Annotated in this window: 16 protein-coding genes; 7 read left to right on the top strand and 9 right to left on the bottom strand. The window is 69.6% G+C overall.

The window, feature by feature from the left end; genetic code table 11:
- The first annotated feature begins 34 nt into the window (after nt 1–34).
- Both BY998_RS02100 and BY998_RS02105 read left to right on the top strand, forming a co-directional pair.
- On the top strand, nt 35–595 hold the full coding sequence (locus BY998_RS02100; RefSeq protein WP_110349953.1) for a MarR family transcriptional regulator: 561 nt from the start codon (nt 35–37) through the stop codon (nt 593–595).
- Between the two features lie 53 nt (nt 596–648).
- Nucleotides 649–1350 carry a DUF4166 domain-containing protein gene (locus tag BY998_RS02105; RefSeq protein ID WP_110349954.1) on the top strand — a complete coding sequence of 234 codons (702 nt, stop codon included), beginning with the start codon at nt 649–651 and terminating at the stop codon, nt 1348–1350.
- A 3-nt stretch (nt 1351–1353) separates the two neighbouring features.
- Here BY998_RS02105 and rsfS read toward each other — a convergent pair whose 3' ends face one another.
- The gene (gene rsfS, locus BY998_RS02110; protein WP_348629183.1) at nt 1354–1656 is read right to left on the bottom strand and encodes a ribosome silencing factor; all 303 of its coding nucleotides are present in this window, start codon (nt 1654–1656) and stop codon (nt 1354–1356) included.
- A 384-nt stretch (nt 1657–2040) separates the two neighbouring features.
- On the bottom strand, nt 2041–2475 hold the full coding sequence (locus BY998_RS02115; RefSeq protein ID WP_110349956.1) for a PRC-barrel domain-containing protein: 435 nt from the start codon (nt 2473–2475) through the stop codon (nt 2041–2043).
- A 314-nt stretch (nt 2476–2789) separates the two neighbouring features.
- Between BY998_RS02115 and BY998_RS02120 the strand changes: the two genes are divergently transcribed.
- Nucleotides 2790–3062 (top strand): hypothetical protein, encoded by a 273-nt coding sequence (locus BY998_RS02120; protein WP_245421445.1) that lies wholly within the window; start codon nt 2790–2792, stop codon nt 3060–3062.
- A gap of 67 nt (nt 3063–3129) precedes the next feature.
- On the opposite strand, the gene BY998_RS02125 is transcribed toward BY998_RS02120, so the two are convergent.
- The 3 genes from BY998_RS02125 to proB all read right to left on the bottom strand — a co-directional run bounded on the left by BY998_RS02125 (nt 3130) and on the right by proB (nt 6345).
- Nucleotides 3130–3846, bottom strand: a complete 717-nt coding sequence (locus tag BY998_RS02125; RefSeq protein ID WP_110349957.1) for a nicotinate-nucleotide adenylyltransferase — start codon at nt 3844–3846, stop codon at nt 3130–3132.
- On the bottom strand, nt 3767–5065 hold the full coding sequence (locus BY998_RS02130; protein ID WP_110349958.1) for a glutamate-5-semialdehyde dehydrogenase: 1299 nt from the start codon (nt 5063–5065) through the stop codon (nt 3767–3769). The genes BY998_RS02125 and BY998_RS02130 overlap by 80 nt, the downstream gene beginning before the upstream one ends.
- A gap of 146 nt (nt 5066–5211) precedes the next feature.
- Complete coding sequence (proB, locus tag BY998_RS02135) at nt 5212–6345, bottom strand: glutamate 5-kinase (protein ID WP_110349959.1); 1134 nt, start codon at nt 6343–6345, stop codon at nt 5212–5214.
- Nucleotides 6346–6611: 266 nt separating this feature from the next.
- Here proB and BY998_RS02140 point away from each other — a divergent pair, with 266 nt between their 5' ends.
- Nucleotides 6612–6986 carry a response regulator gene (locus BY998_RS02140; protein ID WP_110349960.1) on the top strand — a complete coding sequence of 125 codons (375 nt, stop codon included), beginning with the start codon at nt 6612–6614 and terminating at the stop codon, nt 6984–6986.
- 21 nt (nt 6987–7007) lie between these two features.
- Here BY998_RS02140 and BY998_RS02145 read toward each other — a convergent pair whose 3' ends face one another.
- The 3 genes from BY998_RS02145 to ftsE form a co-directional block, all read right to left on the bottom strand.
- Nucleotides 7008–7727 carry a YdcF family protein gene (locus BY998_RS02145; RefSeq protein WP_110349961.1) on the bottom strand — a complete coding sequence of 240 codons (720 nt, stop codon included), beginning with the start codon at nt 7725–7727 and terminating at the stop codon, nt 7008–7010.
- 225 nt (nt 7728–7952) lie between these two features.
- Entirely contained in the window at nt 7953–8948 is a 996-nt protein-coding gene (locus BY998_RS02150; protein WP_245421447.1) for an ABC transporter permease, read from the bottom strand.
- Nucleotides 8948–9646, bottom strand: a complete 699-nt coding sequence (ftsE, locus tag BY998_RS02155; RefSeq protein WP_110349962.1) for a cell division ATP-binding protein FtsE — start codon at nt 9644–9646, stop codon at nt 8948–8950. Before ftsE ends, BY998_RS02150 begins: the two co-directional genes overlap by 1 nt.
- 169 nt (nt 9647–9815) lie before the next feature.
- Between ftsE and BY998_RS02160 the strand changes: the two genes are divergently transcribed.
- The 3 genes from BY998_RS02160 to BY998_RS02170 all read left to right on the top strand — a co-directional run bounded on the left by BY998_RS02160 (nt 9816) and on the right by BY998_RS02170 (nt 11815).
- Nucleotides 9816–10562 (top strand): zinc-ribbon domain-containing protein, encoded by a 747-nt coding sequence (locus tag BY998_RS02160; RefSeq protein WP_110349963.1) that lies wholly within the window; start codon nt 9816–9818, stop codon nt 10560–10562.
- A gap of 154 nt (nt 10563–10716) precedes the next feature.
- Nucleotides 10717–11286, top strand: coding sequence for a hypoxanthine phosphoribosyltransferase (hpt, locus tag BY998_RS02165; RefSeq protein WP_110349964.1), 570 nt, complete (start codon nt 10717–10719; stop codon nt 11284–11286).
- Nucleotides 11287–11449: 163 nt separating this feature from the next.
- On the top strand, nt 11450–11815 hold the full coding sequence (locus BY998_RS02170) for a response regulator (RefSeq protein ID WP_110349965.1): 366 nt from the start codon (nt 11450–11452) through the stop codon (nt 11813–11815).
- Nucleotides 11816–11821: 6 nt separating this feature from the next.
- Here the strand turns inward: BY998_RS02170 and BY998_RS02175 are convergent, their stop codons facing one another.
- Nucleotides 11822–12337 carry a TspO/MBR family protein gene (locus tag BY998_RS02175; RefSeq protein ID WP_110349966.1) on the bottom strand — a complete coding sequence of 172 codons (516 nt, stop codon included), beginning with the start codon at nt 12335–12337 and terminating at the stop codon, nt 11822–11824.
- Between the last annotated feature and the right edge of the window lie 62 nt (nt 12338–12399).

A 12399-nucleotide genomic window follows, 5' to 3' on the forward strand; every position in this document is an offset into this window, starting at 1 on the left:
TGACATCCGGTCTTTTTAGTCTGAAATTTCTGTCATGACAGAAATTTCAGACCAGTCGGAAAAGCTTGCTCCCGCGGTCGAGCGCTTCATCCTGCATTGGGGCGATCTCGGCGGCCAGTGGGGCGTGAACCGCTCAGTGGCGCAGATCCACGCCCTGCTCTACCTCTCCGACAAGCCGCTCGCGGCCGAGGAGATCGCCGGCACCCTCGGCATCGCCCGGTCCAACGTCTCGACCTCGCTCAAGGAGCTGGCCGGCTGGAATCTGATCCGGCGCGTGCCGGTGATGGGCGAGCGGCGGGATTTCTTCGTCGCGGAGACCGATCTCTGGGAGATGGTCACCCGCATCGCTGCAGGCCGCAAGGAGCGGGAGATCGATCCCGCCCTCAAGGCCCTGCGCGAATGCGTGACCGAGGCCGAGGGCGACCCGCGCATCGGCGCCGTCGCCTCGCGGCGCCTCAAGGCGATGCTCGACTTCACCGAGACGCTGGACGGTTGGTACGTGCAGATGCTGCGCGTGCCCCACAACACCTTGGCCAAGCTGATCCGGCTCGGCGGACGGATCGTCCGCTACCTGCCCGTCAAGAGCGAGACCTGACCTCCCGGCCTCGGAGAACGCTCCGGGTCGGAGAGGAAGCTTGTGGAGGCATCATGCGCAACGCCGCCGAGATGGCCGCTCCGGCCCCTGTCCGTCCGAGGGCGCCCGCGGACCTGCACGACCTGCGCTTCCGCGCGCTGGTGCCGGAGGCCGATTGGGCGCAGCTCCCGCCGGCCGTGCAGCGCCGCTTCTCGAAGCGTCTGGGCAACGACGAGAGCGCCGTCTATGCCGGCCGGGTGATCGAGACGCGGCTGAGCCGGCTCGGCTGGCTGCTGGCGCAGTTGCTGCGGCTGGTCGGTGCACCGCTTCCGACGGCCCGAGTCGCCGACGTGCCGAGCGTCGTCGCCGTCACGCAGGACGGGACCGGCGGCGGTCAGATCTGGACGCGGCTCTACGCCCGCGGTTCGGGCTTCCCACAGGCGATCCACTCCGCCAAACGCTTCCGTGGCCCGACGGGGCTCGAGGAGCGGGTCGGCGGCGGCCTCGGCATGAGCCTGCGGGTGCTGGTGGAGGATCGCGCCCTCGTCTTCCGCAGCGAGCGCTACTTCATCGATCTGCCGGGCTTTCGTCTGACCCTGCCGGACTGGCTGACACCGGGCACGCTCACCGTCAGCCACGGCGCGACCGGGGCACACCGCTTCCGCTTCGTGTTGGAGATCCGGCACGTGCGATTCGGTCGCCTCGTACGCCAGGAGGCGGAGTTCGCCGACCAATTCGAGCGGCGGGAACGAGGAGGCTCCTCCCCGCTTCCTTGAGCCTCAGCCGGCGAGAAGCGCACCGCTCGGGCGATCGGCACCCCAGATCTTCTCGAGATTGTAGAAGCCGCGCACCTCGGGCCGGAAGATGTGAACGAGCACGTCGCCCGCATCGATCAAGACCCAGTCGCAGGCCGGCATCCCCTCGACGCGGGCATTGCCGAAGCCCTTGGCCTTCATCTCCTGGATAATCTTGTCGGCGATGGAGCCGACATGGCGCTGGGAGCGGCCCGAGGCGATGATCATGGTGTCGGCGAGCGAGGTCTTGCCCGCGAGATCGATCTCGACGGTCTCCTCGGCCTTCATTTCGTCGAGGCAGCCGAGGGCAAGGGCCTTCAGGGCGTCGGAGGAAGCAGGCTCGGCGGCGGAGCCGGCGGTTTCCGGGTGGAGGTGTGCGGACAGGGTTTCGGTTCCCGGCGATCGGATCGTGGCGACACCGCCACGGAACGAAATTGGCGGCTTTCTGCCCGCTTTTCAAGCGGGCGAATCGCCCTATGGAAAATGACCGAGGCCCCCGGTACCCCTGTGGCAAGCCGGCACGCGAGCCGGTTTCATCTTTGCCTTCCCATTCGCGCGACCTGCTTCCCCGTGGATAGGGCGAGGCCGGAGGCGTCATCGCCTCCGGCCGCTGTGATCCGGATTGTCCGCGGATCGGGTGGGTCAGGCGCTGATCGGTTCGACGCGCTTCCGTCAGTTCTTCTTCTTGGAATACTCGAACTTCGGAGCGTTCTTGAGCGTGTCCTTGTCCGTATCGACGTAGACGGACCACTTCCCATCCTGATTGTGAATCGCAACGCTCGACGGATCGACGACGACGTAGCTTTCGCCGAGCCCGAGGAATCCGCCCACGCCGACGATGATGCCGGTGACCGTCTTGCCGTTCTCGATTACGAGATCTTCGACTTCACCGACCGTTTCCTTCTTGTTGTTGTATACCGTCGTGCCGATGAGCTTCGACGACATGACATCGGCCGGCTTGACGGTGGCATATTTCAGCTTGATCGTCGCCGTATTGGCCATCTTCATCCCCGCATCGGTGCCGGCGGCGGGAGCAGTCGTTTCTTGCGCTAGAGCGGGTACGGTGACGCAGGTGAGCGCAAGGGCAGCGATCATCGGAAAACGCATCGTGAAACTCCTGAATTACGGTGAGATTCGATGAACGAAGCGGGCAAAAGACCCTCATTGACCCCAGAGTGACAAATCATGCTCAGGTTCCGTCTTGTGCTTGCTTCGTCGTCCGCACCGCCCCAACGGCTTGATCTGCAAGAGGTTCAGTTTTTTCTCGACCCTCCCGAAATTTCCGCGATTTGATCGGATCTGAGGAACGTTGGTCTTCGCCAGCTATTGGTGGAGCCGAACCCAGTTGCGCCGTCAGCTCAAGGAAGACCGAAACAGTGACGACTCTGATATCGAATGCGGGACGCACCACCGTCGCGGCGATGTCGTTGATCCTGATGACGGCGACCGCTCCGGCCCTCGCTCAGTCGGCCGGCAGCCGGATCGACCAGCCGACGCCCGGTACTCTCCCGTCGGGCGTGTCGACGGTGCCGGGTGGCGATGCACCGGCTGCAGACAGGGGGACCGGTCAGGTCGCCCCTCCGAACGCGATCCGGTCCACGACCGATGTGATGGAATCGCCGGCATCCGTTCAGGGCACCGACGGCGCCAACCGGACCAACCCGCTCCAGCATCTCCCCAAGGATATGCGCTGACCGGAAACGGCGACGGCCAGGAATCGTCGCCGGGTCCGAGCGGGCAGGTCGGAGCGGGCGGTGGCGGTCAGGGCATCGCCGCCATGGGCGCGCCGGCCTCGCCCGAGCGCAGTGCGGTCGAGGAGAGATCCGAGCGCGGGCCGTGCAGGAAGGTCCAGGCCGGCGGATGTCGTCCCGGGAGCGAGAGCGCGTCGCTTTCCGGAATCCGGGCGCGGGCAAAGGCCCGGGCCGCCCGTGCGCCCGGGGCGGAGAGCGTGTGTCCGGGCCGGTCGATGACCGCGACGGGCACGAGGTCGAGGATATCCTCGAAGCGGTGCCAGCGGTGGAAGCTGCCGAGGGAATCCGCTCCCATGATCCAGACGAAGCGCAGGCCCGGACGGCGCCGGACGAGCCAGCGCAGGGTGTCGACGGTATAGCGGGTGCCGATCGCCGCCTCGAAGGCGGTGACCGCGATGCGCGGGTCGGCGGCGATCGTCCGCGCCCGCACCACCCGCTCCTCCGGCGAGGCGAGGAGGCGCCGGTCCTTCAGCGGATTGCCGGGCGTGACGAGCCACCAGACGCGGTCGAGCCGCAGCCGCCGCAGGGCCGTGCGGCTGACATGAAGGTGCCCCGCATGGGCCGGGTTGAACGAGCCCCCGTAAAGGCCGATCCGCATGCCCGGAGCGGCCGGCGGCAGAGAGGTCTCGCGCAGGCTCCGTCTCCCGCTACGGACGCGTCTGGCCGCTGCCGTGGACCCGATACTTGAAGGTGGTGAGCTGCTCGACGCCGACCGGCCCGCGCGCATGCATCCGGCCGGTGGCGATGCCGATCTCGGCGCCGAAGCCGAACTCGCCGCCATCGGCGAACTGGGTCGAGGCGTTGTGGGCCACGATGGCCGAATCGACTTCGGCGAGGAAGCGTCCGGCGGCCTCGTTGTCGTCGGTGATGATCGCGTCGGTGTGGTGCGAGCCGTTGGCCTCGATATGAGCGATGGCCGCGTCGAGCCCGTCCACCACCTTCGCGGAGATGATCGCGTCGAGATACTCGGTGCGCCAGTCGGCCTCGTCGGCGGGCGTCACCCGCGCATCGGCGGCCTGGACCGCCGCGTCGCCGCGCACGGCGCAACCCGCGTCGAGCAGGGCCTCGACGAGCGGCTTGAGATGGCTCTTCGCCACGGCGGAATCGATCAGCAGCGTCTCGGCGGCGCCGCAGATGCCGGTGCGGCGCATCTTGCTGTTGACGAGAACCGTGCGGGCCATGGCGAGATCGGCGCCCGCTGCCACGTAGACGTGGCAGATGCCGTCGAGATGGGCGAAGACCGGGACCTTGGCCTCCGATTGGACGCGCTCGACGAGGCTGCGCCCGCCGCGGGGCACGATCACGTCGACGCAGCCGGAGAGGCCCGTCAGCATCAGGCCCACGGCTGCGCGGTCGCGGGTCGGCACGAGCTGGATCGCGTCCGCAGGCAGGCCGGTCCGGGACAGGCCCTCGCTCATCGCCGCGGCGATCGCCGTCGCCGTGCGGTGCGAGTCCGATCCGGCGCGCAGGATCGCCGCATTGCCGGCCTTGAGGCAGAGGGCGCCGGCATCGGCGGTGACGTTGGGGCGGCTTTCGAAGATGACGCCGACCACGCCGAGCGGCACCGAGATGCGCTCGATCAGCAGGCCGTTCGGCCGCTCGAAGGCGGCGAGCTGGCGCCCGACCGGGTCGGGCAGGGTCGCGACCTTCTCAACGGCCTCGGCGATGGCGGCGACCCGGCCCTCGTCCAGGGTAAGCCGGTCGATGATCGCCTTGGTCAGGCCGGCGGCTTGCGCCGCGGCGACATCCCGCGCGTTCTCGCGCAGGATGGCCGGGGCGCTGGCGCGGACCTGCTCGGCGATCGCGCGCAGCGCCAGATCCTTGGTCTGGGCCGGGGCGAGCGCCATGGCCCGGCCGGCGACGCGGGCGCGCCGGCCGATTCCGGCCATCAGAGTTTCGAGGTCGTCGGAATCCGCGAAATCGGACTTGAGATTCAGGACAGGCACGTTCCCGCTTCCCGTCAGGCGCCGAGGGCTGGCGCGATTGAAGGCAAATGCACTTTCCCGCCCCTTTGCACGTCGCGCGGGGGTTGAACAAGCACGGTTGTTGCATTGTTCCGTTTGGGACGATTCCCCTTCGGCCTCCGCGCGCCTTAGGGATCGATCATGGCGAGGTCGTCGCGGTGGATCATCTCGGTCCGTCCCGCCTGGATCGAGGCGGCAGCGATCTCGCGGCTGGAGCGGCCGATGATGGCGGCGGCATCCGCGCTGTCGTAGGCCACCAGACCTCGACCGAGGATGCGCCCCTCCGGCCCCCGGATCAGCACGGCGTCACCCTTGGCGAAGTTGCCCTCGATACCAGTGACACCGACCGGCAGCAGGCTGGCCCCGCCCTCCAGGGCGCGGGCGGCTCCGGCATCGACGACCAGGGTGCCGGAGGTCTCCAGCGATCCGGCGATCCAGGTCTTGCGCGCGGCGGTCGGGGTCGAGCCCGAGAGGAACCAGCTGCAGCGCCCGCCCTCGCGCACGGTCCGCAGCGGATTTTTTCCGCGGCCGTCGGCGATGACCATGTGGGTGCCGCCGCTGGCGGCGATCTTGGCCGCCTCGACCTTGGTGCGCATGCCGCCGCGGGAGAGTTCCGAGGCCGGGCCGCCGGCCATCGCCTCGATCTCCGGCGTCACCCGCTCGATCACCGGCAGGTGGCGGGCCTGCGGGTCGCTGTGGGGCGGCGCGGTGTAGAGGCCGTCGATGTCGGAGAACAGCACCAGCACGTCGGCGCTGATCATCGTGGCGACGCGGGCGGCCAGCCGGTCGTTGTCGCCGTAGCGGATCTCGGCGGTCGCCACGGTGTCGTTCTCGTTGACGACCGGGACGGCGCGCACCTCCAGAAGCTTCTGCACGGTCGCGCGGGCATTGAGGTAGCGGCGGCGCTCCTCCGTGTCCTTGGGCGTCACCAGCACCTGGCCCGCGACGATGTCGTGGTGGCCCAGCGCCTCGGTCCAGTGGCGGGCGAGGGCGATCTGCCCCACGGCCGCCGAGGCTTGGCTCTCCTCCAGGCGCAGGGCGCCGGGGGCGAGGCCGAGCACCGTCCGGCCGAGGGCGATGGCGCCGGAGGAGACCACCACCACGTCGACCCCGCGGGCATGCAGGTCGGCGATGTCCTCGGCCAGAGCCGCGAGCCAGGCGTGGCGCAGGCGTCCTCGTGCCCTGTCCACGAGGAGGGCGGAGCCGACCTTCACCACGACGCGGCGAAAGTCTTCGAGGGCAGGCGGGCGAACCACGGTCATGCGGCAGTCGGTCGGATAGTCGGGACGAGGGCTAAGCGAGACCGGTTGCTGTGCATGAAGTGACGGGGCTTGGCCAGATCCTTGCGACGCATGACCGCCTTGAACCGGCGTACGAATGCAACCTAAACGTGCTTATGTCGCGAATGGATTTAGCCCAATATAAGTTCACGCATGTTAATCGGCCGCTCCAGACCGTGCCGTCCGACCTCTTGCCTCCGCAGGGCTCGGCTCCATCCCTTCGTGCTCGAACGTCAGGGAGAAACAGGTTGACGTGGAACGCGGTGCCCGAGCGTCGCCTGCTCGTGATCGAGGACGATTACTTCTGGGCCGACGAGCTGCGCCGGGCGCTGGAGGACGCGGGCGCGACCGTGCTCGGGCCCGTCGCCTCGGTCGAGACGGCGATGGCGCTGCTGCGTTCGGAGCCCGAGCTGGATGCGGCGATCCTCGATCTCGGCCTCAGGGGCGTGCAGGCCTACGGCGTGGCCGATTGGCTCCTCGCCCGGCGTGTGCCGATCCTCGTCATCACAGGCTACGAGGCCGAAGCGCTGCCGCCCGCCTACGCCGCCCTCCTACGACTGGAGAAGCCGGTCTCCACCGCGGCGGTGCTGACGGCGGTCGAGACCCTGTTTCCGATCCCCTGAAGCGGATCGCGGACCGCCGCGTCAGTGGGGCCGCGGTCGCTCCGTCTCGCGCAGCAGGTGCTCGGCGACGACCTTCACCGGCTGGCGACGGCCGATCAGAACGGCGAAGCGCGACTGCTCGGGATCCGTTTCAACGCGTGTGCGCGCCCAGGCCACGAGAAACTTGAGGTATTCAGCGCCGAGCAGGCGCGTCGCGGCCGGATCCGCCCACCAGCGGCCGAGATCGAGCCCATCCGAGACGACGGGATAGGGAATGATCGTCTCGCCCTCGTTCAGGGCGTGCCGCAGTTCCACCAGGGTGCGGGGCATGTGGTAGTTCGAGGTCACCACCGCGATCGTGTCGAACCGGTGACGGCGCATCCAGCGCCGGGTCTCGATGGCGTTGCCGATGGTGTTGCGGGCGCGGTAGTCGAGATCGACGCAGCAGGCGATCCAGTGCTCCTGGGCCGGGTTGAGCCGGGCGATCTCGTCGCGGGTGGTGCGCTCGTTGACGCCGGAGATCAGCAGCCGCTTGCCGTGCCCGCCCGCGAGCAGGTCGATGGCGTCGCCGATGCGCTGCGAACCCCCCGTCATCGCGACGATGCCGTCGGCCCCGTCCAGGCTCGGGCGGTCCGCGCGCTCGACCTCCGCGACGAAGGCGAGGAAGCCGCCGGTCAGCACCAGCATCCCGGCCAGGGCGAGGCCGATCATCAGCCTCAGGGCCCGGGCTCCGCGCTTCGGGTTGGTCCGCGCCTCAGGCATTCGACGCGGGGCTGCCGGAGGTGGGGCGGGTTCGCGCATCGATGGGGCGGCCCAGGACCATCCCAGCGCCTCCGCGGGGGCACCGCACGAAACCGGGCCGGCCGCCTGCCGACGTGGCGCTCGCAGGAACATGGCGGAGGGGACTGGGGCTCATGACGGTCTTGTGGGGACGAAGTCTCGGTCCGCAATGGTTGACGAAAGATTAACGCGCCTCTCGCCCCGGTTTCACCGCAGGAAGCGGCGCACGGTGAAGCGCGAGACCGCAGCCGTAACGAGCGACGCGATTACGCCGATCAGCACGATGAGCGCGTAGCCCCGCCAACCGATCTGGAAGGTACCGAACAGCGCCTCGATCTCCTCGCCCGCCGGGCCCGCGCGCCACATTCGGGCGAAGAGGCCGGCCAAGGCGCAGGTGACGAGGGCGGCGCCCGCCCCGAGCGCCCCGCCCCGCAGCCCGAGGCGGAAGAAACGGCTCTGGAAGGCCTTGGCGATATAGTCGTCGTCGGCGCCCACGAAGTGCAGCACCTCCACCACCTCCCGGTTGCCGGCCATGGCGCCGCGGGTCGCGAAGACCACGGCGAGGCCGGTGGCGAGCAGGACCAGGGCGACGACGCCGATGCCGATCGCGGCCAGGGTGTTGGCCATGGTCGAGAGCCGCTGGAGCCAGAGCGCGTGATCGTCGAGGCTCGCCACGCCCGGCAGCGCCTCCGCCAGCGTCGTGCGCAGGGCCTTCAGGTCGGGCCGGGCGTCGTTCGAGAGCGTCAGCGCGATCAGCCGCGGCACCGGCAGGTCGGACAGGTCGAGGCCGCTGCCGAGCCAGGGCTCCAGCAGCCGCTCGGCCTCCGCCTTGGAGAAGACGCGCGCGCCGACGATGCCCGGAGCGGCCCGGGCGACCGCTTCCGCCTGCCGCACGTCGGCCTCGATGTCGCGCCCGGCGCTCGGGCGGATCTGCACCGTGATCTCCTGCGCCACGCTGCCCTGCCACTGGCCGGCGCTGGAGACGGCGATCTCGGCCGCGCCGGCGCAGAGCGCGGCGAGGAAGGTGAGGATGGCGATCACCGCGGCCAAGGCCTGGCTCGCAGCGGAATCGGTCGGCACCAGGGGCGCGTTGCGGCGCAGGTTGGCCGGCAGCGGCGGCTCGGACGCGGGCCGAGCAGCGGGCGGGCGGCCCTGCGCGGCGCCCTGCGTGACGCCCTGATCGCGGGAGCGCACCTCGCTCATCAGCCTTCCACCCGCAAGCGACCCTCGGCGAGCACCATGCGGCGCGCCTCGACGAGGTCCATCAGGCCGTAATCGTGTGTGGCGATCAGCACCGAGGTGCCGAGCCGGTTCAACTCCATGAACAGCCGCAGCAGGCGGCGCGCGAGGCTCGGATCGACGTTTCCGGTGGGTTCGTCGGCGAGCAGCAGTTCCGGCCGCGCGATCAGCGCTCGGGCGATGGCGGCGCGCTGCTTCTCCCCGCCCGAGAGCAGCGGCGGCAGGACGTGCATGCGCTCGCCCAGGCCGACCCAGCGCAGGAGTTCGACGACCTCCGCCCGGTAGCTCGTCTCTGCCCGCTCCTGCACGCGCAAGGGCAGCGCCACATTCTCGTAGGTGGTGAGGTGATCGAGCAGGCGGAAATCCTGGAACACCACGCCCATGCGGCGCCGCAGGCCCGTCAGCGCATTGTTGGAGATGCCACTCACCTCCTCGCCGAAGACCGAGACGAGCCCGCGGGTGGGGCGCACCGAGAGCAGAATCAGGCGCAGCAGCGTCGTCTTACCCGCCCCCGAGGGACCGGTCAGGAACTGAAAGGAGTGCGGCGCGATCTCGAAACTCACGTCGGACAGCACCTCCGGCCCGAGGCCGTAGCGCATGCCCACGCTCTCGAAACGGACGACGGGCTCCTCCGCGCCGGACAGCAGGCTGCCCGTGTTCATCCCAGCCGACAACGCCCGCTCACTCCACGCTTTCCTGCAAGGCAGGGACCGACCCTGCACCCGGCCGGCTTCACGGCCGGTTAACCCTACTCGGGGAGAACGTTTGTGTCCTTTTCGAGTGCGCGGCAACCCGCTGCGGGGACCGTACCCAACCCGGCGCCACCTCGCCATGCTGATCGTCTGTCCGGCTTGCGCCAGTGAGTACCGCATCGATGCCGAGCGCGTCGGCACCTCCGGCCGCTCCGTGCGCTGCGCGGCCTGCCGCGAAACCTGGTTCATCTCGGCCGACGACGTGGTCGCCGCGATGTTCGAGGAGATGTCGGCCGCCGAGGAGGCCGCCCCCGAGCCGCCTCCCGCGCCCCCGGAGCCGCCCCCTGCCGCGCGTGTCGACGAGCCTCGACCGCCCACCGCCCGCCCGGCCAAGCGCGGCAGGACAAAGCCGAAAGCCGGCCGCCGCCTCTCGCCCGCCCTCGCCGCGGGCCTTGCCGTCGCCGCCGTCCTGCCGCTGATGCTGCTCGGCCGGGCCAGCGTGGTGCGGGCGATGCCGCAGACGGCCGGACTCTTCGCCCAGGTCGGCCTGCCGGTGAATCTGCGCGGCATCGACCTTGCCGACATCGCCGCCTTCCAGCTCCCGGCCGAGGGCACGAATCCCGCCCGTCTCGTCGTCGAGGGCGATGTGGTCGGCGTCGCCCGCACCCGTGTCGCGGTGCCCGCCATCGAGGTCGAGGTGCGCGACGCCGCCGGACAATCGCTCTATCGCTGGAGCGTGTCGGGCCCGCGCCCCTCCCTGGAGCCGGGCGAGCGGGCGCGCTTCAAGGCGAGCCTCTCCGCCCCGCCCGATAAGGGCCGGCAGATCGAGGTGCGCTTCGCTGCCGACGGCGCCGCGGCCGCGGCCCGGGAGGACGAGAGCCGCTAGGCTCAGCCGATCCCGTCCGTTCTCGAGGTGAGCGATCTTCGCGTGACCCCGCGGACGCTACGCCCTGGCGGAGCGGGGCGCGCATGGTATGGTGCCAGAGGAAGCGCCGGGGCGGCCCCTGCCGCAGGTGAAATCTTCAAATCAAACGAGTCGCATGAGCACCGCATCCAAACGCGTCCGCGTCCTGTTCGACGAGGCGGCCATCGCCAAGCGCAACGACGAGCTGGCGGCCCAGATCGTCGCGGCGAACCCCGAGAACCTGCTCGTGGTCGCGGTGCTCAAGGGCAGCTTCATGTTCGCCGCCGACCTGCTGCGCTCGCTGCACCGGGCCGGGCTCTCGCCGCAGGTCGAGTTCGTGCACCTGTCGAGCTACCGCAACTCCACCGTCTCGTCGGGACAGGTGGAAATCCTGCGCGACGTGCAGAGCGAGGTGCGCGGGCGCGACGTGCTCCTGATCGACGACATCCTCGAATCCGGCCGCACCGTCGTCTTCGCCAAGGACCTGCTGATGGCCCGCGGCGCCAAGCGCGTTCTCACCGCCGTTCTGCTGGAGAAGCCGGGCAAGCGGGCCGTGACGATCGATGCGGATTTCGTCGGCTTCACCTGCCCGGACGTGTTCGTGGTGGGCTACGGCATGGATGCGGCCCATGCCTTCCGGCAGCTGCCCTTCGTCGGACTCGTGGACTACGAGAGCGGCGACGCGGACCTGTTCGGCGGCGCCTGAGGCCGCCCTCCGGCCCGGTGAATTCCCGGTATACCGGTGAGACTTGCGCCGAAATGACGAGACAGGGAACTCTGTCGCCGTCCGGTGCTTGACAGGCCACGCTTACGCGCGATCACTCGGGCGACGCGACCATGTCGAAGGAACGGTAGAGGAACGGCCTGTCATGGCGCGCATCCTGCTCGTGGATGACGAGGAGACGGTTCGCGGCTTCCTGAAACGGGGCCTCGAACTCGACGGCCACAGCGTCACCACCGCCATCGACGGCAGCGACGGTCTCGACCGGCTGTCGGAGGCCGGCGGCGGCTTCGACCTGATGCTGACCGATATCCGCATGCCGCTGATGGACGGCATCGCGCTCTCGCTCGCGGCCAAGCGCGACTACCCCGACCTGACCATCCTGCTGATGACGGGCTTCGCCGACCAGCGCGAACGCGCCCGCGGCCTCGACGCGATCGTCACCGACGTGCTGACGAAGCCCTTCTCGCTGGCCGACCTTCGCTCGACGGTGACGCGCGCGCTGGCCGCCTGAAACCCCTCAGTTCATCTGCCAGATGGTCCCGTTCAGCAGGCAGGCGAAGCTGACCCAGGCGGCGTAGGGCACCAGCAGCCACGCCGCCGCTCGGTCAAAGCGCCAGGAGAGGCGTATCGTCCAGAGGATCATCACCAGCATGGCGATCGCGACGATCAGCGCGAGACCGAGTTCGTGGGCGGCGAAGAAGACCGGCGTCCAGGCCGCGTTGAGGGCGAGCTGCGCGGCGAAGGCGGCGAGCGCCAGCCACCAGGCCCGGCGGGCGGGCCCCGCCAACGGCCGGGCGCCGAGCAGGCGCCAGAGCGAGAATGCGATCAGGGTGTAGAGCAGCGTCCAGGCGAGCGGAAACACCCAGTTCGGCGGGTTGAAGGCCGGCTTGCGGATGGTCGTGTACCAGTCCTCGATGTTGCTGCCGGTGGAGAGCGAGCCCACCGCCGTCACGAGGACGACCGGCAGGATCGCTGCGGCGAGGCGCGGAATCGGAGGCAGGGCGGGCCGTTCGGGGATGTCCAGGGCGCTCATGCGCTGCGCAATGCTCCGTTGCTCGTTTGCCCGCCTTGCCCGACCCGGCGGATTCGCTCAAG

The sequence above is a fragment of the Methylobacterium sp. B4 genome, from assembly GCF_003201865.1.
Lineage (GTDB): Bacteria > Pseudomonadota > Alphaproteobacteria > Rhizobiales > Beijerinckiaceae > Methylobacterium.